Genomic DNA, 20855 nt, shown 5'->3' with positions numbered 1-20855 from the left:
TTATGAATTCGAAATTAACTACAAAATTTAAGATAATCCTGTCCAAGGTTATCCCTAATTCTGAAAAGCTCAGATATTTATTTTCATTGCCAAAATTAGAAGCTTTTAACACTGCATTTGGGTCTAAAGGAACGTTTTTGAAAACAAGAACACAATTATATGATTTTATTAACCAAAGTATAGATAATGCCCCAATTTCCTATTTAGAATTTGGAGTATTTAAGGGTAAGAGTATGAAGTATTGGTCTAAAATAAATACACATCAGGATTCTCTATTGCATGGTTTTGATACATTTAGTGGATTACCGGAAAGTTGGGATAATTTTACTGGAGGACTAGAAAAAGGGTTCTTTGATACTAAGGGACAAGTGCCACAAATAGAAGATAACAGGGTGTCTTTTTATAAGGGATTGTTTAAAGATACTTTTCCGCCATTTTTAGACCACTATAAATCAGAAAACACCTTAATAATAAATATAGATGCCGATTTATACTCATCAACTCTTTTTGTATTAACGATGTCTCATAAAATACTTATAAAGGGCTCTATTATTATATTTGATGAGTTTTCAAGCATACTGCATGAGTTTAGAGCTTTTGAAGATTACTGCAAATCTTATAATGTAAATTTTGAAGTGCTGGCAAGTACCAAGGCTGCAAAAAATTATTATGCCCATGTTGCTGTTAAAATCTTATAAAATTTATGCTTAAAAATAATTTTGTTGGTGTGTATAACAATAATAATAACCAAGATGCATTTTTGTAATGTTTTGATTTATTTGGTGTAACAAAAAAATAAATTTATTTTAGCCTTTACTTGCATTAACACTGTAACGATCATTTATGATTTTAAAAAAAATACTCTGGACAGTTAAGCGTCATCCATTTTTGTATTTGACAAGATTTAGATTGTTGTCTAAAAATTCTAATGTTAATGAGCTAAGTGATTACTCATATAATAATAACAATAGAAAAACGGATATTCCAGCGTATTTTACAGAGGTAAATAATAAAATATTCGAGGATGGTAAGCCCGAATCTGACATTGATTTAGTTAAGAAACTTTGTACTTGGTTAGAAAATAATATTCAAGGTGGTCCAGGACTAAGTGTCTCATCAGAACAGGCATTAAAAATAATGCTCTCAAATAAAGGAGGTGTTTGTAGTGATAAGGTTCAGGTATTTAATAATTTTTGTGTTATTAATGATATTAAAATTAGAGAATGGGGCGTGACCAGAGCTCCATTTAATACCAAGTATGGTGGGCATTCCTTTAACGAAGTTTTTATCAAAGAATTAAATAAGTGGATTATGATAGATGTTTCTTATTGTTCTTTGTTTTATTTTGAAGATGATAAGCCTTTATCGGTTACCGAATTTTATACCTTACTTAGAAATGGTGAAAAAGTCAGCTATAATATATTTAACGACGCTATGGACGTAGATCACAAGAGTATAGATAAGAATTACTTAAACCCAGATAATGTGCCATTTATTATTCATAATTATTCAAATAAAACATATGATGCTTTCTTAAAAACTTTGCGACCAGTACTTCCCGTTTTTATTATTCACTTTGTAGTATATTTAATTGCTAAGAGTTATAAATATAAATTTCCGTTAGACGATTATAAGAGAATATTTTCGTAATAATTGATTATATTCTAATTATGATCCGAATTTTTGTAATCCGAGAATCAAAATTCTATATTTTAATAAATAATTGAAAACAAACATTACATATATTAGCGCGATAGGTTTACATATAGCTCTGGGATTTGTAATTTATTTAAATGAGAGTATAGCAAAGGCTTATTTTGTAATTGCCGTATTATATTTTTTATTTCGTCTTATCACAGGAGCAAAAAATCGTAAAACATTTGAGGTACTAAAGGCCTGTGCCTATTTTGTTGGAGCCGAGGTGTTTTTTAGAACAACAAAGGGAGCTGTTTCTTATGAAGCAGGAAAATACTTGGTTATCGTTTTCATTATATTAGGTATGTTTTATAAAGGGATTTCTGGAAAGGGATATCCTTATTTTATCTATTTAATGTTACTAATTCCTTCAATCTTTGTGGCCTCAACAACTTTGAGTTTCGATGCTAATTTCAGGACCAATATTGCTTTTGTTTTAAGTGGACCCGTTTGTTTAGGGTTAAGTTCTTTATTTTGTTATGATAAGACCATAACTTTCAAACAGATGTCAAAGATTTTGCTTTATATGCTCTTACCAATTATAGCTCATACCGTTTATGTATATTTTTATGCACCAGACTTAAAAGATCTTTTAACTAGTACGGCATCAAATAGGGCCGCAGCAGGTGGTTTTGGATCTAACCAGGTAGCAACAGCCTTGGGCCTTGGTATGTTCATTGTAGGAATTCGGTTATTCGTAAATTCACCATCTATTGGACTTAAAATATTAAATGTAGTACTGTTGGTATTTATTTCATACAGAGCTGTGGTTACTTTAAGCCGTGGTGGTGTTGTTGCTGCTGTTATTTGTTTAGTTGCATTCATTATAATGTATTTTAATAGTGCCAGATCTAAAGCAAAAAATCAAATAATAGGTGTTACTATACTTTTTGTTGGCGCTTTATTTGCCGCTTGGGTTGTGAGCTCTGATCAAACCAGTGGAATGACAGAGAAAAGATATGCTAACCAAAATGCAGCGGGAATTGAGAAAAAAGACGTCACCACAGGTCGTAAAGAATTATTTTTGGGTGAAATAGAAGGATTTATTTCAAATCCGTTTTTTGGAATTGGATCCAGCAGAGCAAAAGATGAACGAATAGAATTAGAAGGACAAGGTGTTACGTCACATAATGAAATTAGTAGAATATTAGCAGAACACGGAATGTTGGGTATTGTTATTTTAGTAATATTAATCTTTAAACCTTTAGATTTCAGAACTAAACATAAACAAAATTATTATTTTTATGCGTTCTTATGTTTTTGGTTTGCTACCATAAACCATTCATCGATGCGTGTAGCCGCACCAGCATTTGTATATGCTCTAGCACTTTTAAACGTCAAAAATGAAAAACGTCCTATACATAGGAAACAACTTAAAGAGTAAAAATTCTAATATTTCTGGAATTCAGACACTCGGTGCGTTGCTTGAAAAAGAAGGGTATACCATGTATTATGCATCCTCTAAAACTAATATCTTTTTTCGATTGGTAGATATGTTTTGGAGTGTTGTGAAACTCCAGAAAAAGGTTGACATTGTCTTATTGGATACCTATAGCACCACTAACTTTTATTATGCCCTAATCATTAGTCGTTTATGTCAAATTTTAAGTCTTAAATACATTTCCATTCTACACGGAGGGAATCTAGAAAACAGATTAAAAAAAAACCCTAAATTAAGTGGTCTCATTTTTAAAAATGCTCACAAATTGGTAGCACCATCAAACTTTTTTCAAACCGTTTTTGAAGCTTATGATTATAATGAGGTAATATTCATACCTAACAGTATAGAAATTGATAATTACAGTTTTGATAATCGACGCATAGACCGAATAAAATTATTATGGGTAAGATCTTTTGCATCAATATATAATCCCGAATTAGCGGTTTTAGTTTTAGAAAAATTAATAGAAAGAAATTATGATGCTGAACTCACTATGGTTGGACCTGATTCAGATGGCTCATTGATAAAAGTTAAGACATTAGCCGAATCGAAACAATTAAAAATACATTTTACAGGAAAATTAGCTAAGTCAGCATGGTTAGAACTTTCTAAAAACTCTAATGTTTTTATCAATACTACTAATTTAGATAATACACCGCTCAGTGTTATTGAAGCTATGGCACTCGGTTTACCAGTAGTATCAACCAATGTTGGTGGTTTGCCATATTTAATTTCCGATCATATTGATGGGTTATTGGTTGAAAAAGAGAATGTTGACGCCATGGTCGAAGCTATTATTGAGTTAAATTCAGACGAAAACCTTAGAAGTAAATTAGTTACCAATGCACGAGCTAAGGTTGAGAATTATGATTGGAAAGTAGTAAAACCAAAATGGGAAGCCCTTTTGTCTTAGATTAATTATAAAAATCGTTTCATCTTATTATCTTTACAGCATAGTTTACCCTCTCAATGGCTAAAAAAAAAGGTATTCATTTCGAAGTTTCCGAACGCAAGATCTTACTAAGAATTATGGATTTAGTGATGGTATTCCTAGGCGTGTATTCCCTAAGTCTTTATTTTGATTTTGAATATATTGTTGTCAGTGCAGATAACAATGTGGCTTTAATTTTATTGGGAATTTATGTTTCTATCTTTGCGACTATTTTTGAACTATATGATTTGCAAAAAGCGAGTAGACTTGATACCACATTTCAAAATATTGTAATAACCGCCTCGATTGTTGTTTTATTTTATCTCTTTACTCCAGTACTCTCTCCTTTCTTACCTGAAGAGCGAATGCAAATCGTATATTTATATTTAACCATTATTGTATCTATACTTTTATGGAGACTTGTTTATATCAATTTAATTGAGTCTCCACGCTTTTATAAGCGTGTGCTATTAGTTGGTGAGGTGTCTAACATTGATGGATTGATAAAAGCATTGGATACATCAGATCCCAATTATAAAATTATAGGTTTTATTAATAGCGAAATTTCGACTCCTGAATCTGTAAAATTCAAGGGACTAAAAGAATTTGAAGCTAAAGATTTTTTACAAATCATTAATAAAGAAAAAATTTCAGAGATTTTAGTGGCTAGTTTTAATACCGAAGCCATAACGGCCGAAGTTTATCATGATTTAATGTTGCTTTTGGAACGTGGATTCAAGATAAGAGATTATACTCAGGTTTATGAAGAGCTACTTAAAAAAGTACCAATTCAGTTTGTAGGAAAGGATTTCTATAAATATTTTCCCTTTAGTCGTAGTAACGAAAATAAGTTATATATCTTTTTTCATCGTGCTTTTGATGTTATTTTCTCCTTAATTGGATTGATATTGGGAGTCATATTTATACCGTTTATTTTAATAGGAAATTTAATTGGAAATAAAGGTCCACTTTTTTATATGCAGGAACGTGTTGGTAAAAACAATAAGAGTTTCAATATTATTAAACTTAGAACTATGGTGGTAAACGCCGAAGAAGAAGGCGTAAAGTGGGCAAAAAAAAATGATGTCAGAGTTACAGCTTTTGGAAAATTCTTAAGACGTTCACGATTAGACGAGATTCCTCAGTTTTACAATGTACTGAAAGGCGATATGAGCATTATTGGACCAAGACCCGAACGACCGTTTTTTGTTAATGAACTTTCGCGTATCATTCCTTTTTACCAAACGCGCCATATAATAAAACCAGGTTTAACAGGTTGGGCCCAAGTGAGCACCAGATATGGAGCTTCCATAGATGATAGTCTTACAAAACTTCAGTACGATTTGTATTATATAAAGCACAGAAGTATGTTTTTGGACTTTAGTATCGCAGTAAAAACATTAAGTACCATTCTATATTATCGAGGTCAGTAATTTGAATTCTTATTATAGAATTTAACCAAATAAATATATCTGATCAATAAGGCTAAAAGTATAGGAATTAACCCAATAGCAAATACTTGGACTCCAATAAGCCAATGTAAGGTCATTAGACAGAGCATTATAATCAGAAATTTTAAATAACTCTTAAACCAGTTCTTTATTTGAGGTTTCAATAATTGTCCGATGACGATAATATTCAAAGGAAAAGCCCATAACAAATTATAATTTTGAGCTGTTGCAGAATGGTCAGTTGCAAACCATAATAACAGAATAAGAATTCCAATAACACCTGTAATTATAAATATTATAATATCTAGCCACTTGCTTCTCGTATTGTTTTTATAATCCTTATATGTTAAAAATAAAATCCCAAGGCCAATTAATCCCATAATCATCAATGGACTAAATAGAACATTTGAAGACGAATCAGTTTCTTTTTTTTGATAAATCGTCGTCGATTTTTTAACTAAATTTTCAGTACCATTCAACTTTGCATTTTCAAAAAAAGTATGAATATAATGTGGTAAAAACATATGCTCCCAAAGAGAGGCTTTTTTGTCAATGACACTTCCCAAAGCAATATCAATACCAAAACTGCCCCAAGTATTTAAGCCAACATGATCGTGAATAAGGGTTCTAAAGGTTTTAGGTTCAAAATTTTCAGGTGCATTGAATTCAATCTTCCGATTTGTTATTTTAAGCGTTACATCTCTAATTCGTGTAGCACAATTATCATAGAAAAAATCATATAAATAACGTCTGTTTTTTGGTTTGTAATTGTTTTCTAAAAAGTCGAACAAGTTTTGTTTTTCTTGATTGGTAAGGTTCAAAACCTGCTCGTCTATCGTACGATTGTAGTAGGTGTAATGATATTGAAAATCAGAAAAATTATGTCTGCTTATCAGATAGTTCAGTTGGCCTTGGGCAAATTTCAAATAGAAATTTGGCGCATCAAAATCATAGGCGCCGTAACCATAAACCACATCTATTCCTTGGCTACTGTCTTTTACTCTAAACCCATTATGACCAAATGCATCATTCAAAGATTCACCAGGTCCAATCGTTAATACAGATATTTCAGAATTTGGAGATAGTTGAATTTGTTGCGCAAATGGAGAACCTAAGGCAAACAAGAATAATAAAAAGAACAGTAAAAATTTCTTCATAATTTACGATTATCGAAAAACGCTAAAATCTATTTTTAAAGAAAATACGTTTGAATACAAAGCCGCGCTCTGGTCGCCAATATCGGTAAAAGCATAATCTATATGTATGCCCTTGTATTTAAAGCCAACACCAAAGTTAGGCTGAAAAGACACCTGCTCAGAATCGTCAATCTGTATTTCATTCTGAAAATTACCAACGCCTGCTCTTAAAAATACTAGGCCTGTATAACCAAACTCAAAACCCAATGCAGGATTGATACTGGCAAAAGAGGTTGAGATAATATCGTTATTTTCAGCAAAACGCATGTTTAAGTTGAAGGCTGCTAATAAAGAATAATCATAATGAAAAATCCATTTTTTGGACATCCCTAATTGTAACTTTGGAATTGTTATTTCTGTGGTCTCTGGTAATTCCTGATTTTCCCCTTCAATCGCAGCACTAATTTGTGCAAATTTCTCTTCGTCTATGGACCATGCATTATAAGTCGTCGTAATGTCCCTAGCCATAAAACCAAATTTCCAATCATTTTTACTTTCAAATTGAATACCTGCATCCAAACCAAAGCCCCAAGATGAGGCAAAATCACCAATAATCCGACGTATTATTTTAGCATTGACACCAAAATTTAAGCCGTCTAGTGGTAATTTTTTGGCATATGAAAATGTGAGTCCATAATCTGCTGTTGAGAACGTACTTATCCTATCATAATTAATATTCCCTTGATCGTCTATTAATTGTGTGGTATCCAAAATATCATCGACACCAAATCTAATTAAAGAAATTCCTAATGCGCTTTTAGTATCCAAAGGCATGGCATAAGCGATGTAGTTGTAATTGGCGATATTAGCAAAATAACTGGAGTGCATTAAGGCCAATTGGTTGTCTTCAAGATGCACCAATCCTGCTGGATTCCAATATCCAGAATTTACATCATCAGTTTGCGACACAACAGCGTTACTCATACCCAATGCGGCAGCATCGACACCAATATTCATAAATTCATTCGAATATTTTCGTGTGGTCTGTGCCGAAGCAATAAATGTAGTAAGTGTTAAGAGAATTACATAGTAACTTTTCAACAGCAATATTTTTTTACAAAGATGCGCATTATTTTTCTAAATAGCATATACGTCTTTAACTGTTAAAAGGCGTTCTTATTGTTTTGAGTGCATACAATTTCAAAAAATAAATCATATAAGACGCAATTACTTTTATATTTTTACAAAAATTAACTTTATGGGTTTAAAACGACACATTCCGAATATAGTAACGCTCCTGAATTTATTTTCAGGTTGTATAGCCCTAATATTTGCAGTCTATGGCAACTTTGTTGCAGCTGCAATATTCGTTTTTTTAGGCATATTTTTTGACTTTTTTGACGGTCTATTAGCCCGAAAGTTAAACGTGCAAAGTCCACTAGGTATTCAGCTAGATTCACTTGCAGATTTGGTGACGAGTGGAGTAGTGCCAGGAGTGATTATGTTTAAACTTATTTCATTGGCGACCGATGCTCCAGATTATGGCAGTTATACGGATAGTTGGAACTCCATTTTTCATTGGCAAGGCTTCAAAATGTCTGTGTTACCTTTATTTGGTTTGTTAATAGCCTTAGCATCGGCTTATCGCTTAGCCAAATTTAACTTGGATGAAGATCAACAAACCTATTTCAAAGGATTACCAGTACCAGCAAATACTTTGGTGATATTGTCGTTACCATTAATTTTAGAATATCAGAATAGCGATGCAATGAATTCTATCATAATCAACAAATGGTTTTTAATTGGTATCACACTTTTAAGTTGTTATTTGTTGAATTCCAACATTAAATTGTTTGCACTAAAATTTAAAAATTACAGATTTAAGGATAATTCAGTGAGATACATTTTTTTAATATTGAGTGTAGTGTTTTTAATTGTGCTACATTTTGCTGCGATACCTTTAATAATAGCTTTGTATATAATTTTATCTTTATTAACAAAGTCTAAAATTGCTTAATTTATCATATAATTAATTAAAAAACACAATTATAATTAATGGCTTCAGGATTTTTTGCATTACTAGATGATATTGCGGTTTTAATGGACGATGTCTCTGCGATGACCAAAATAACAACTAAGAAAACCGCTGGTATTTTAGGTGATGATTTAGCAGTAAATGCTGAAAAAGCGTCTGGTTTTATATCCTCTAGGGAAATTCCCGTATTATGGGCAATTACAAAAGGGTCGTTCTTGAATAAATTGATAATTCTGCCTCTAGCTTTTTTAATGAGTGCATTTTTACCATGGGCAGTTGTGGTGGTTTTGGTATTGGGTGGATTGTATTTGGCTTACGAAGGTGCGGAAAAAATCTATGAGTTTTTTGTACCACATCCAAAAGAAGTTACCGTTGATCTAGACAAGGATTTTACTGAAGAAGAACTGCTGGAGTTAGAAAAAACGAAAATAAAATCGGCAATTGTAACCGATTTTATATTGTCTGTTGAAATTGTAATCATTGCGCTAGGAACTGTAGCTAACGAGCCTTTAACGACGCAAATTATCGTCGTATCAATTGTTGCTTTAATTGCGACTGTTGGTGTATATGGAATTGTGGCGTTAATTGTGAGAATGGACGATCTTGGGCTAAAACTGATTGCTAAAAGTAATAGTGAATCAGGGTTTTTATTTTCAATTGGCAAATTTTTAGTTTGGGCCTTGCCAAAAATCATTAAAAGTTTGTCGGTTATAGGCACCATAGCACTAATCTTGGTTGCTGGTGGAATTTTTGTTCATAATATAGATTTCTTTCATCATTTTTTAGAACAGATACCTTCGATATTGAGGGATTTTATCATTGGGTTAGCAGTTGGAGCTGCTTGCCTACTTCTCGTTAATTTAATTAAAAAGTTATTTTTTCGTAAAAGTATAAACCATTAAAAAAATATAATTGTTATTTTTAAGCACTTGGTAAATTTTTTAGTTGGTTAATAGCAGAACCCTAACCGACCAATATGATAGAGATATTGTATGGTACTAAACTAAAACGAGTATTAAAATGAAAAAATTTAAACTTAAAGAATTCTTAATCGTTTTCTTTGTTCTGATAGTAATTCAATTTATTATCGGTCTTTCTGAAGTTCTGCTGTCCCGAGCAAATAATGAACTATCTTCAATAACGTCAATGTTGCTAGACATATGTAGTTATCCTATTAGTTTAATTAATAGTAATTTACCTTTTTACGTTCCCGAAGATTTATTTATGGTTGTGATATATTGGATTATAAATGTAATTATTCAATCAGTATTTGTTTATGCTGTACTTATTGTGTTAAGAAAAATACGAAGCGAAAACTAACTGTAGTTTTAGGTTTCTGCTTGTTTTAAATATAAGTCTTGCTTTTTGCATTCTAACGGAAACTGAGTACCAACGAGTTTCAGTGAATCTTATCCACCCATATAATATAATTGAAAAGGCTAATTTATATAATGAAGTTTAGAATTCTAACTTCTTCTTTCTCAATTCAAAATTCTGACCTAAATACACCTTACGTACCATTTCATCACTAGCTAATTCTTCGGGTTTACCAGCTTTAAGAATTTTACCTTCAAACATCAAATAGGTTCTGTCTGTAATCGCTAAAGTTTCTTGCACGTTATGGTCAGTTATCAAAATGCCAATATTTTTTTTGGTCAATTTAGCAACAATACGTTGAATATCTTCTACCGCAACAGGATCTACACCTGCAAACGGTTCATCTAAAAGTATAAAGTTAGGATCGGTTGCCAGAGCACGTGCTATTTCTGTTCGGCGTCGCTCGCCACCAGAAAGCAAATCGCCTCGGTTGGTTCTAATGTGTCCCAAACCAAATTCTTCAATCAGCGATTCCATTTTATCGGTTTGTGCTTTCTTACTTAACTTAGTCAGCTGAAGTACACTCAGAATATTATCCTCAACACTTAATTTTCTAAATACCGAAGCTTCCTGTGCTAAATATCCAATCCCATTCTGGGCACGTTTGTACATGGGAAACTTGGTAATATTGGTGTTATCTAAAAAGATATTTCCGCCATTGGGTTTAATAATCCCAACAATCATATAGAAAGAGGTGGTTTTACCAGCGCCATTTGGACCTAATAACCCAACAATCTCACCTTGATTAACTTCTAGTGAAACATCTTTTACCACTTTTCGTCCACTGTAGGACTTCATTAAATGTTCTGCTCGTAACTTCATATCTTTTATATATCCTTCTTAATGATGAAATCGCAATAATAAAACGCCCTTTTTTGCCTGTCGGCATATAGGTTTCCTTTCTTCTCAACATAAAAATAAACCGTAACTAAGGCTATGCTTTATTTTTCTATTTTGAATAAATAAAAAAATCATCATTTTATTTTATTCCTATTTCATCATTAAAAAGGAATAAGAGCGCTAAAATTAATAAAATCATATAGATTCTATTGGCTTTGGCAGTCATTTATTAAAAGTTTAACCTTGTTGGTTGTGCTGCTCAATGGCTTCCCAATATTCATGGGCACGCCTCAGATGTGGAATCACGATAGTACCACCAACCAAAGTCGCAATACCAAGGGCCTCGCTGATTTCTTCTTTGGTCAAACCTTCCTTATAGGAGGCTTCCAAATGATACTTAACACAATCATCACAACGTAAAACAGTTGAAGCCACCAACCCTAAAAGTTCTTTGGTTTTTTTATCTAAAGCACCAGCTTGAAACGCATTGGTATCAAGATTAAAAATGCGTTTAACAATTTTGTTGTTATCGGCTAATATTTTATCATTCATTTTAGCACGATAATCATTGAATTCCTCTACAATATCAGACATAATTTAAGACTTAACTTTAGATTTTTTATTTGCTTTTGCCGTTTTTCTAGCTTGATTTCTAACCACCACGGCAGAAATATATATACTCACTTGGTACAATAATAATATTGGTATGGCCACAATAACCTGACTGGCAATATCCGGAGGTGTAATTATGGCAGATAATAATAATACAACCACTAGAGCATATTTTCGGTATTTTCTCAAGATTTGAGGGGTAACTAGTCCAACTTTAGTTAAGAAGTATATGACAATTGGTAACTCAAAAACACAACCTGCAGCCAAGGAAGATGAGCGAACAATGGAATTATAGGAACTTAAATCAAAGGCATTTGAGACTTCTTCAGCAAACGTGTAATTGGTTAAAAAGTTTAATGATAGAGGTGTTATTACATAATACCCAAAAGCAACACCCAAAAAGAAGAGAAATGATGCGATAAGAATAAATCCTCTTGAGCTTTTACGCTCGTTATCTTGTAATCCTGGACTTATAAAACTCCACAATTGATATAATACATAAGGAAACGCAACTACGATGCCTGCATAAATAGAAGTCCAGATATGCGCAGAAAACTGACCTCCAACGGATCTGACTTCAATTACAAATGGTAGCTCATTGGCGCAGAAAGACATATCCATCCCAAAAAACTTAGACAGATTACAAAGTGCAACATAAGTCGGAAAATCCATGTGTTTTGGGGCCATTATAATCCCAACCACAAAGTCTTTAAAAATAAAAGCTAAAGTCGCTGCAATTATAACACTAGCAACAGCTCTTATTAAATGCCATCTTAAATCTTCGAGATGGTCTAAAAAAGACATCTCATCCATTTGTTTTTTCGCCATTATATAATGCCTTCTTTTATTAAATCATGAAGATGAACTACACCTGAAAATTTACCATCATGTTCCACCAGCAATTGGGAAATTCCAAATTCTTCCATAAGCTCCTTAGCATCTACTGCCATAGCGTCTTCTGCAATCCGTCGTGGATTATTGCTCATAATATCTTTGGCCCTTAAACCTGAAATATCATCACTTTTGCTCAACATACGTCTTAAATCGCCATCAGTAATAATGCCCACAATTTTATCGTTTTCGACAACTGCTGTAACACCAAGCATTTTTTCGGTAATTTCTACAATCACTTCTTTTAACGACGCTTCAAGTCCAACTTGTGGCTTCTGGTTTTGGGATGATAAATCATTGACGCGTAAATACAAGCGTTTACCAAGTGCACCTCCTGGATGGTATTTTGCAAAATCCTTACTCGAAAATCCACGTAAATCCAATAAGCAAATCGCTAATGCGTCTCCCATAACCAGCTGTGCCGTTGTACTTGTTGTTGGTGCTAAATTATTCGGGCAAGCTTCTTGTGCCACGTACGCATTCAAAATAAAATCGGCTTGTTGTCCTAAGTACGATTCAGTATTTCCAGTAATGGCAATCATTTTGTTATTTGCATTTTTAATAAGCGGCACCAAAACTTTAATTTCTGGCGTGTTTCCACTTTTAGAAATACAAATGACCACATCATCTTCAAGAATTAGCCCAAGGTCGCCATGGATAGCATCCGCAGCATGCATAAAAATTGCTGGAGTTCCAGTAGAATTTAAAGTGGCGACAATCTTATTGGCGATGATAGCACTTTTACCGATTCCTGTGATAATAACGCGTCCTTTAGACTTATAAATGAGTTCTACGGCATCCGCAAAATCGTTCGTTAGTAAATCTGATAAATTATCAATAGCTTTACTTTCTAATTTTATGGTTGCTCTCGCAATTTTTAGGATGGATTCCTTAGTGTTCAAAACTTATTTTTTATAGAGTTTTCTAAGTTTAAAGAATTTGTTATCTTTAAAGTTGTTGCAAATGTATATAAAATACCAATAGGGATTAATGAGTATTGCAGAAATTGATTTACACTCCGCATTAAAAAAGTACTTTGGGTTTTCAGCGTTCAAAGGCCTTCAAGAAGAAGTAATTAAGAACGTCGTAGCTGGTAATAACACTTTCGTTATTATGCCAACTGGTGGCGGAAAATCGTTATGTTATCAACTGCCGGCTTTAATAAAAGAGGGTACTGCCATTGTGGTATCTCCATTGATAGCGCTGATGAAAAATCAGGTAGATGCTATTAGAGCTGTGTCTGAAAATGAAGGTGTCGCGCACGTTTTAAATTCATCTTTAAATAAAACGGAAGTCAAACGCGTGAAGGATGATATTACAAATGGTATTACAAAATTGCTTTATGTTGCTCCAGAATCTTTAACCAAGGAAGAATATGTTGATTTTCTTAGGACGGTTAAAATTTCTTTTATGGCAGTGGATGAAGCCCATTGCATTAGTGAATGGGGACACGATTTTAGACCAGAATACAGAAATTTAAAAACGATTATAAAACGTATTGGAGATGATATTCCAATCGTAGGACTGACGGCAACGGCAACTGAAAAAGTACAAGAAGATATTTTGAAGAGTTTAGGCATGCCAAATGCGGTTACGTTTAAAGCCTCATTTAATAGGCCAAATCTTTATTATGAAGTACGACCAAAAACGAAAAATGTAGATTCGGATATCATTCGTTTCGTAAAGCAGAACGAAGGGAAATCTGGAATTATTTATTGTCTAAGTCGTAAACGTGTTGAAGAATTATCGCAGGTGCTTCAAGTCAATGGGATAAAAGCAGTGCCTTATCACGCAGGTCTTGATGCTAAAACCAGAGTGAAACATCAAGATATGTTCTTAATGGAAGATACCGATGTTGTGGTAGCCACCATAGCTTTCGGAATGGGAATTGACAAACCCGATGTGCGTTTTGTAATTCATCATGATATTCCTAAAAGTATTGAAAGTTATTATCAAGAAACAGGAAGAGCTGGTAGAGATGGAGGCGAAGGACATTGTTTGGCTTACTATGCCTATAAAGATATTGAGAAGCTTGAAAAATTCATGGCAGGAAAACCTGTTGCTGAACAAGAGATAGGACATGCATTATTGCAAGAAGTAGTTGCTTTTTCTGAGACGTCTATGTCCAGACGAAAATTTATCCTTCATTATTTTGGGGAAGAGTTTGATAATGCAATAGGCGAGGGTGGCGATATGGATGATAATGTACGGCATCCTAAAAAACAGAAGGAAGCTAAAGATGACGTGCAGATTTTATTGGATACCGTACAAAAAACCAATGAAAAATATAAGGCCAAGGATTTAGTTCAAGTCCTTGTTGGAAATTCAAATGCCCTTATTTCGTCTCATAAAACTGATAGTCAAGAATTTTTTGGAGTTGGAAAAGATAAAGATAAACGCTATTGGATGGCGTTGATTCGTCAGGTTATAGTCGCTCGTTTATTAAAGAAAGATATTGAAACTTATGGTGTTTTACGATTAAGTAAAAGTGGATTGGATTTTATTAAAAATCCAAAATCCTTTATGATGGCAGAAGACCATGTGTTTGATGAAGATACAGGCGATGGTATTATAACCAATGCTAAAGGTGGTGGAGCAGTAGCCGACGAGAAATTGATGAAAATGCTAAAGGATTTACGGAAACGTAATGCCAAAAAATTAGGGGTACCTCCATTTGTAATTTTTCAAGACCCTTCATTAGAAGATATGGCGCTGAAATATCCTATTACTATAGAAGAATTGTCTAACGTACATGGCGTTGGAGAGAGTAAGGCCAAAAAATACGGTAAGGATTTTGTGGGTTTAATTGCTGATTATGTTGAGGATAACGACATTATGCGACCAGATGATATGATTGTCAAATCTACTGGCACAAACTCTGCCATAAAATTATACATTATACAAAATGTCGATAGAAAATTGCCTTTAAGTGATATTGCATCTTCAAAAGGCATGGAAATGAAAGCGTTTATCAAGGAAATGGAATCTATTGTCTTTTCGGGTACCAAGTTGAATATCAACTATTGGATAGATGAGATTTTAGACGAAGACCAGCAAGAGGAAATCCATGAGTATTTTATGGAATCTGAAAGCGATAAAATAGACGATGCCATTGAAGAATTTGATGGTGATTATGATGATGAAGAATTACGTTTGTATCGCATTAAATTTATGAGTGAAGTAGCTAACTAGTTCCCCTTTATCCTTTGGACATTTAATTCAGTAGTTTATATTTTATTTATTTTGATTCATTGAATCTTCGATGTCCCCAAAGGGGAAAGTTTGAAGTCGCAGTCTCTCCTGATAGCTATCGGGATCAGTAGATTAGTTGTTCATTTAAAAATTTAGTTTTTAAAGTATCATTTGTACCACATGAAACCTCTGCGAATCTCAGTATAATTTTTTACGCAAAGCCGTAAAGGAATTAATTTGTAAAAAATTTGTGTAATTCATGTCCAATTTCAAATTATTACAATTTCTCTGAGAATCTCCGTGTAAACGCTGTGAATCTCTGCATAATAACTTTACGTCAAGGATTTATGACGTAGATAATTTGTGAAAATTAGTGAAATTCGTTGCAAAAATTTGACCAGTGCAATTTGCCAAAAACTCTATTCTTCCTCATCGATAGCGTCGTCAACAACATACTTGCTAAACAAAATTTCATGTTTTTTAACTTTCAGCCGAATACTTCTAAGAGTAGCATTCTCCAATTTTTTTACTTCACTTTCCTCAACCTGAAAATCAATCTTAGTTACATTTCTTCCTTTTATATCAGAGCCTTCAGATTCAAATTCTGGCATATCAGATTTTAGTTTTAATTCAAAATTATCACCTTTAAAAATCAGATCAGCGCCAGTCTTACATTTCACCTTAAGTTGCCCGACAATAACAGTTTGAAAAAAGAAATAACCACCCAATTCATTCAAACCTGCAAAAAGCACATTGTTTTCTGAGACTCCGAAAGGTCTGTTCTCGACGTCAGTTATAATTGCCTCAACGGTATCATCAGATTTAGTTTCAGAGCCGAAGAGTTTAGATAAAAATGCCATGTCGTTTTTTTTTCAAAACTAACTTTATTAATTCGAATTTCAAATATTTCGCTATTTAAGTCGTAATTCTTTGTTCTCAATCCACAATCCTGACAGTTCAATATTTCGTAGTCCGTCTTCCGTCATTTTTTTAACAATCATCCAAAACTTGAATCTAAATTCGTAAATCATAAATCATTGACTATCTTTGCACCTTCAAACAAAAGAAAACACAATGCAAGACGGTTTATACGCAAAATTCAACACCACAAAAGGTGAGATATTAGTGAATTTGGAGTTCGAAAAGGCTCCAGGAACAGTTGGTAATTTTGTGGCCTTAGCTGAAGGAAACTTAGAAAATTCGGCTAAACCACAAGGAAATCCTTATTATGATGGTTTAAAATTCCACAGAGTTATCCCAGATTTTATGATACAAGGTGGTTGTCCTCAAGGTACAGGAACAGGAAATCCTGGTTATAAATTTGATGATGAGTTTCATCCAGATTTAAAACATGATGGTCCTGGTGTCTTGGCTATGGCTAATTCAGGTCCTGGAACTAATGGTAGTCAATTCTACATTACACATGTTGCTACGGATTGGTTAGATGGAAAGCATACGGTTTTTGGAAACGTTGTTGAAGGACAAGATGTTGTAGATGCTATTTCGCAAGGCGATAAGATTGAAAGCTTAGAAATCATAAGACAAGGCGACAAGGCAGAAAAGTTTAATGCTATTGAAGCGTTTAGAACTTTTGAAGGTTCTCGTGAAAAGCGTATCGCAGCAGAACGCGAAGCAGCAAGTGCAGAATTGGATAAATTGGCTCAAGGATTTGACGAAACTGAATCTGGTTTACGATACAAAATCATTCAGAAAGGAGAGGGTAAAAAAGCTGAAAAAGGAAATACGGTATCTGTTCACTACAAAGGTCAACTGGCAGATGGCACGGTTTTCGACTCCTCATACAAAAGAAATTCGCCATTAGATTTTCAAGTAGGCGTAGGTCAAGTAATTCCAGGTTGGGATGAAGGTATTTGTTTATTGAACGTTGGCGATAAAGCACGTTTGGTAATTCCTAGTGATTTAGCATATGGTGCTGCTGGAGCTGGAGGCGTCATTCCACCAAACGCAGTTTTGGTATTCGATGTGGAATTAATGGATGTAAAAGCCTAAGGTTTATCATTTTTAAGTAACAAAATAGAAAAAGAATCGTCTCACATATAGTGGGACTTTTTTTATGTTCAAAATTAAACGCAACCAAACTTTTCTCAATATGAAACTAAAAACACTTTTTTTATTACTATCACTTTTATTCATAGTGTTTAATTGTTCAAATAATATCGACTATTCAGAAGCATTTAAAAATGAAACTTCAGGAAGTTACCTTTATCATTACGATGATTTAATTGAGGTTTACTATGAAAACAACACACTTTTTCTAAATTGGCGAGGAGGGAAAATTAAACCTGTAGCTTTAGACACGAACGAATTTTTTGTGGCAGATATGTATAAGAAATTCCGTTTTGTACAACATCCGGAAACGAAAGAACGCTACTTGTCTGCAATTTCAGAAGAAAATGAAAACCAAATTACCTACGACTATCTAAAAGTACCAGAAGGTTATAAAACGCCAAGTGCTCATCTAAAAGAAGGTAATTATGACAAAGCACTAGCTGGTTATTTAGAAATTAAAAAACAAGATTCTACAAGCATCTTTATAAACGAACGGGAATTTAATAGCATGGGTTACCAACACATAAGAAAACATGAATATGCAAAAGCAATTGAGATATTAAAAATAAATGCAGCATTGCATCCTGAAAGCGCTAATGTCTATGATAGTTTAGGAGAAGCTTATTTATTACATGGCGATAGTTTACAAGCCTATACCAATTATAAAAAGACGCTAGAAATTAATTCTCAGAATAGACGAGCCAAGGAGTTTGTAAATGCTTATATAGCTGATAGCAATGAATAAATGCAGCTAAGCCTTATGAGTCTATTTTTTTATTATAAAGAAATTTCCTAACTTAACCATATGTTAAGTATAAAACATAGCAATTTATATTCGGAAGTTCTCAAAGAACTGAATTATAAGTTTGGCGATGTTTTTATTTTTGACGGTTTTGTTATTTCAGAAGTCAAGGAAGGTGAGAGCTATTCTTGGGAAGATCATGGAAAACTTACCGTTAAAGATGTCATTGATTTCACGAAAACCGATGGTACCGACTTGGTTTATATATCCCATAGAATTAATTCATATTCGGTAGTACCAATGGATTGGCTTAAATTTTATAAGCATAGCCTTGACTTAAAAGGTTATGGTATTGTTTCATACAATAATGTTAGTTCGGTAAATTCTGCAATTGAAAACATTTTTTTTAAAAAGAAAATAAAACGTTTTACTACAATTGAATCGGCTGTACAATGGGCTAAAAATATGAAGCTTGTTGATGTCAAGGATTAATCTATAAATAATTATCTTATTCCTAGTCATAAATAATCTATACCTTAAGTCTGCGATAAATTTAGATTACCATTAATTTTATTCTATCAAGCTTTTACAAATCTATCCAATTCTATATTTAGGAAATAATTTTTTCAAACTCTAAAGTTGTCTTGAAATTTAAAATATTCTATTAAAGTTCCTTTTTTAATAGCCATAACAGGCAATATTTTATAATTTTATCAAAATTCAAAAAACACAACCTTATGAAACAACTATTACTCAATTTATTTACTGTTTTTGGCTTTGTCAGTATGCTTTCTGCACAATATACCACACCAGATACAGGTATGACCTACAGCTTGGATGATCTAGTTGCGGCGAGTCCTGCTACTATTTCAGTATCAGGAACCACCTATACTTTAGTGGAAGACCTTACAATTTCTGCGACCGATACGTTTCTCATCAATTCTGATGTGACTTTAGAAATTGGAGCAGATATAAGAATAACCATTTTTGGAACCTTTAACGTCGACGCTAACAGCGTAATGTTTACGGCTGTTGACACCAATGCACCTTATGACGGTTTTCGTTTTGAGGAATTTTCAGATATTAATATTCAAAACGCAACTATTCAATATGGAGGAGGTCTTCGTGTATTAACTGAAACCTTCACTATTAATAATTGTTTACTTACCAACAATGTTTCTGGTGTTTCTACAGGAGGTGTTATTGGACTTTCTAGAGGAATGCCTCAAATTACCAATAATACTATTACCTTTAATGAAACTACAGGCATTGGATCTGGAGCTACAAATCAAGTTTCTCCTTATATTTTTAACAATTATTTTGAAGGTAATAATCAAGCGAATTCTAACCGACCACAAATTAATTTAGGACCTTCACTTACTGATCAGCCGACACAAATTATTCAGAACACCATAAAAGGTGATCGTAATTTAACATTGGTAGGCGGCCTTTCTGTTTCTGACCTTTTAGGTTCTGCAGGTGTGAACGCTATAATCGATGATAATATCATAACTGACAATCGTTATGGTATGGTTATTCAGAGTAACAATGTATCTGCATTTATTAGAAATAATGTTATTGAAGACAATAATACGCAAGGCGTTCCTTTCCAAGGCGGAAGTGGTATTTCATTGGTAGCATCTGTGGAAGGTAATAACATTATTGCAAGTGGTAATGAGATTCGAAGAAATTTATGGGGCATTACACTTCAAGGCGAATCCATGATAAACTTAGGTGACAACGTTGATAATGTTGGGCAGAATGTGTTTTCCGATAATGGTAATGGTGGCGCACTCTATGCGCTTTTCAACAATACAGACAATCCATTGACGGCATTGCACAATTGTTGGGATGAAGACAATGTTCCTAATACACTTGCAGATGCAGAAGCTGTAATTTCACATCAAAACGATGATAATTCATTGGGATTAGTTACGTTTGACCCTGTTGATTGTGCATTTTTAGGTATTGATGATTTGGCTTTTAATGGGCTTAGTATTTATCCGAACCCTACAGATGGTCAACTGAATTTTGATAATAATACGGCTTTTGAACACTTGAATGTTTATAGCATCGATGGGAAATTGATAACAGAAAAAACGCTACAATTAGGTGCCAATACTTTAAACCTTGATTTGAATTCTGGTATTTATATGTTGGAATTTAAAGGTGAAACTGCTAGAGCCGTTAAAAAGCTAATAGTTAAATAGTTTTTTAATGGATTGATATTGAAAAGCTTCATCTTTTGGATGGAGCTTTTTTATTTAGTCACGTTCGTAATTAAATCTGTTGTACGCTTGCAGAGATTTATAAAGGGTAAGCGTAAAAAACTGGCGTTGATTGCAGTGTGCAATAAGCTGCTAAAACAGGTCTTTGCAATAGCTAAATCAGGATTAATATATGATGGAGAATATAAGATAAGAGTACTCTAGTGAAAAATTA

The 20855-nt window shown here is 33.3% G+C and carries 19 protein-coding genes and 1 pseudogene; 13 read left to right on the top strand and 7 right to left on the bottom strand.

The window, feature by feature from the left end:
• The first annotated feature begins 2 nt into the window (after positions 1-2).
• The 5 genes from HM990_RS10990 to HM990_RS10970 all read left to right on the top strand — a co-directional run bounded on the left by HM990_RS10990 (position 3) and on the right by HM990_RS10970 (position 5500).
• A complete protein-coding gene (locus tag HM990_RS10990; RefSeq protein ID WP_178988982.1) occupies positions 3-698 on the top strand; it encodes a TylF/MycF/NovP-related O-methyltransferase in 696 nt (231 codons plus the stop codon).
• A 214-nt stretch (positions 699-912) separates the two neighbouring features.
• Complete coding sequence (locus tag HM990_RS10985; RefSeq protein ID WP_178988981.1) at positions 913-1650, top strand: transglutaminase domain-containing protein; 738 nt, start codon at positions 913-915, stop codon at positions 1648-1650.
• 73 nt (positions 1651-1723) lie between these two features.
• Complete coding sequence (locus HM990_RS10980) at positions 1724-3079, top strand: O-antigen ligase family protein (RefSeq protein ID WP_229719251.1); 1356 nt, start codon at positions 1724-1726, stop codon at positions 3077-3079.
• Positions 3039-4049, top strand: a complete 1011-nt coding sequence (locus tag HM990_RS10975; protein ID WP_178988980.1) for a glycosyltransferase family 4 protein — start codon at positions 3039-3041, stop codon at positions 4047-4049. Before HM990_RS10980 ends, HM990_RS10975 begins: the two co-directional genes overlap by 41 nt.
• A gap of 56 nt (positions 4050-4105) precedes the next feature.
• Positions 4106-5500 (top strand): exopolysaccharide biosynthesis polyprenyl glycosylphosphotransferase, encoded by a 1395-nt coding sequence (locus tag HM990_RS10970; RefSeq protein WP_178988979.1) that lies wholly within the window; start codon positions 4106-4108, stop codon positions 5498-5500.
• On the opposite strand, the gene HM990_RS10965 is transcribed toward HM990_RS10970, so the two are convergent.
• A complete protein-coding gene (locus HM990_RS10965) occupies positions 5494-6675 on the bottom strand; it encodes a lipoprotein N-acyltransferase Lnb domain-containing protein (protein WP_178988978.1) in 1182 nt (393 codons plus the stop codon). The two genes, HM990_RS10970 and HM990_RS10965, sit on opposite strands and share 7 nt — an antisense overlap.
• Positions 6676-6684: 9 nt before the next feature.
• Complete coding sequence (locus HM990_RS10960) at positions 6685-7755, bottom strand: putative type IX sorting system protein PorV2 (RefSeq protein ID WP_178988977.1); 1071 nt, start codon at positions 7753-7755, stop codon at positions 6685-6687.
• 157 nt (positions 7756-7912) lie between these two features.
• On the opposite strand from HM990_RS10960, the gene HM990_RS10955 reads away from it, so the two are divergent.
• Complete coding sequence (locus tag HM990_RS10955; protein WP_178988976.1) at positions 7913-8671, top strand: CDP-alcohol phosphatidyltransferase family protein; 759 nt, start codon at positions 7913-7915, stop codon at positions 8669-8671.
• Between the two features lie 38 nt (positions 8672-8709).
• Positions 8710-9591: a DUF808 domain-containing protein gene (locus HM990_RS10950; RefSeq protein WP_178988975.1), complete on the top strand. Its 882-nt coding sequence runs from the start codon at positions 8710-8712 to the stop codon at positions 9589-9591.
• 556 nt (positions 9592-10147) lie between these two features.
• Here HM990_RS10950 and lptB read toward each other — a convergent pair.
• The 4 genes from lptB to HM990_RS10930 all read right to left on the bottom strand — a co-directional run bounded on the left by lptB (position 10148) and on the right by HM990_RS10930 (position 13311).
• Positions 10148-10888: an LPS export ABC transporter ATP-binding protein gene (lptB, locus tag HM990_RS10945; protein ID WP_178988974.1), complete on the bottom strand. Its 741-nt coding sequence runs from the start codon at positions 10886-10888 to the stop codon at positions 10148-10150.
• Between the two features lie 255 nt (positions 10889-11143).
• The gene (locus HM990_RS10940; RefSeq protein WP_178988973.1) at positions 11144-11500 is read right to left on the bottom strand and encodes a carboxymuconolactone decarboxylase family protein; all 357 of its coding nucleotides are present in this window, start codon (positions 11498-11500) and stop codon (positions 11144-11146) included.
• A gap of 3 nt (positions 11501-11503) precedes the next feature.
• Positions 11504-12346: a twin-arginine translocase subunit TatC gene (tatC, locus tag HM990_RS10935; RefSeq protein ID WP_178988972.1), complete on the bottom strand. Its 843-nt coding sequence runs from the start codon at positions 12344-12346 to the stop codon at positions 11504-11506.
• Positions 12346-13311 carry a KpsF/GutQ family sugar-phosphate isomerase gene (locus HM990_RS10930; RefSeq protein WP_178988971.1) on the bottom strand — a complete coding sequence of 322 codons (966 nt, stop codon included), beginning with the start codon at positions 13309-13311 and terminating at the stop codon, positions 12346-12348. Before HM990_RS10930 ends, tatC begins: the two co-directional genes overlap by 1 nt.
• A gap of 88 nt (positions 13312-13399) precedes the next feature.
• On the opposite strand from HM990_RS10930, the gene recQ reads away from it, so the two are divergent.
• Positions 13400-15601 carry a DNA helicase RecQ gene (gene recQ / locus HM990_RS10925; protein WP_178988970.1) on the top strand — a complete coding sequence of 734 codons (2202 nt, stop codon included), beginning with the start codon at positions 13400-13402 and terminating at the stop codon, positions 15599-15601.
• Positions 15602-16020: 419 nt separating this feature from the next.
• On the opposite strand, the gene HM990_RS10920 is transcribed toward recQ, so the two are convergent.
• Complete coding sequence (locus HM990_RS10920; protein ID WP_178988969.1) at positions 16021-16461, bottom strand: hypothetical protein; 441 nt, start codon at positions 16459-16461, stop codon at positions 16021-16023.
• Between the two features lie 214 nt (positions 16462-16675).
• Here HM990_RS10920 and HM990_RS10915 point away from each other — a divergent pair, with 214 nt between their 5' ends.
• The 5 genes and pseudogenes from HM990_RS10915 to HM990_RS19975 all read left to right on the top strand — a co-directional run.
• Positions 16676-17611: a peptidylprolyl isomerase gene (locus HM990_RS10915; RefSeq protein ID WP_178988968.1), complete on the top strand. Its 936-nt coding sequence runs from the start codon at positions 16676-16678 to the stop codon at positions 17609-17611.
• Between the two features lie 100 nt (positions 17612-17711).
• On the top strand, positions 17712-18416 hold the full coding sequence (locus tag HM990_RS10910; protein WP_178988967.1) for a tetratricopeptide repeat protein: 705 nt from the start codon (positions 17712-17714) through the stop codon (positions 18414-18416).
• Between the two features lie 60 nt (positions 18417-18476).
• Positions 18477-18905 carry a hypothetical protein gene (locus HM990_RS10905; protein WP_178988966.1) on the top strand — a complete coding sequence of 143 codons (429 nt, stop codon included), beginning with the start codon at positions 18477-18479 and terminating at the stop codon, positions 18903-18905.
• Positions 18906-19150: 245 nt separating this feature from the next.
• Positions 19151-20623: a T9SS type A sorting domain-containing protein gene (locus tag HM990_RS10900; RefSeq protein ID WP_178988965.1), complete on the top strand. Its 1473-nt coding sequence runs from the start codon at positions 19151-19153 to the stop codon at positions 20621-20623.
• A gap of 102 nt (positions 20624-20725) precedes the next feature.
• Positions 20726-20845 (top strand): annotated as a pseudogene (locus tag HM990_RS19975) (IS110 family transposase); the annotation flags it as partial.
• Positions 20846-20855 lie beyond the last annotated feature (10 nt).

Source organism: Winogradskyella schleiferi, from assembly GCF_013394655.1.
In the GTDB taxonomy this organism is placed as follows: Bacteria; Bacteroidota; Bacteroidia; order Flavobacteriales; family Flavobacteriaceae; genus Winogradskyella; species Winogradskyella schleiferi.
Note: the sequence above shows the minus strand (reverse complement) of the source record. Positions and strands in the feature narration are given on the sequence as shown.

Excerpts from the sequence above, each read along its gene's own strand:
- HM990_RS10970 (WP_178988979.1), top strand. The coding sequence starts at position 4,106 with ATGGCTAAAAAAAAAGGTATTCATTTCGAAGTTTCCGAACGCAAGATC.
- HM990_RS10990 (WP_178988982.1), top strand. The coding sequence starts at position 3 with ATGAATTCGAAATTAACTACAAAATTTAAGATAATCCTGTCCAAGGTT.
- HM990_RS10965 (WP_178988978.1), bottom strand. The coding sequence starts at position 6,675 with ATGAAGAAATTTTTACTGTTCTTTTTATTATTCTTGTTTGCCTTAGGT.
- HM990_RS10905 (WP_178988966.1), top strand. The coding sequence starts at position 18,477 with ATGTTAAGTATAAAACATAGCAATTTATATTCGGAAGTTCTCAAAGAA.
- HM990_RS10975 (WP_178988980.1), top strand. The coding sequence starts at position 3,039 with ATGAAAAACGTCCTATACATAGGAAACAACTTAAAGAGTAAAAATTCT.
- tatC (WP_178988972.1), bottom strand. The coding sequence starts at position 12,346 with ATGGCGAAAAAACAAATGGATGAGATGTCTTTTTTAGACCATCTCGAA.
- HM990_RS10920 (WP_178988969.1), bottom strand. The coding sequence starts at position 16,461 with ATGGCATTTTTATCTAAACTCTTCGGCTCTGAAACTAAATCTGATGAT.
- HM990_RS10940 (WP_178988973.1), bottom strand. The coding sequence starts at position 11,500 with ATGTCTGATATTGTAGAGGAATTCAATGATTATCGTGCTAAAATGAAT.
- HM990_RS10915 (WP_178988968.1), top strand. The coding sequence starts at position 16,676 with ATGCAAGACGGTTTATACGCAAAATTCAACACCACAAAAGGTGAGATA.
- HM990_RS10910 (WP_178988967.1), top strand. The coding sequence starts at position 17,712 with ATGAAACTAAAAACACTTTTTTTATTACTATCACTTTTATTCATAGTG.
- HM990_RS10900 (WP_178988965.1), top strand. The coding sequence starts at position 19,151 with ATGAAACAACTATTACTCAATTTATTTACTGTTTTTGGCTTTGTCAGT.
- HM990_RS10955 (WP_178988976.1), top strand. The coding sequence starts at position 7,913 with ATGGGTTTAAAACGACACATTCCGAATATAGTAACGCTCCTGAATTTA.
- recQ (WP_178988970.1), top strand. The coding sequence starts at position 13,400 with ATGAGTATTGCAGAAATTGATTTACACTCCGCATTAAAAAAGTACTTT.
- lptB (WP_178988974.1), bottom strand. The coding sequence starts at position 10,888 with ATGAAGTTACGAGCAGAACATTTAATGAAGTCCTACAGTGGACGAAAA.
- HM990_RS10950 (WP_178988975.1), top strand. The coding sequence starts at position 8,710 with ATGGCTTCAGGATTTTTTGCATTACTAGATGATATTGCGGTTTTAATG.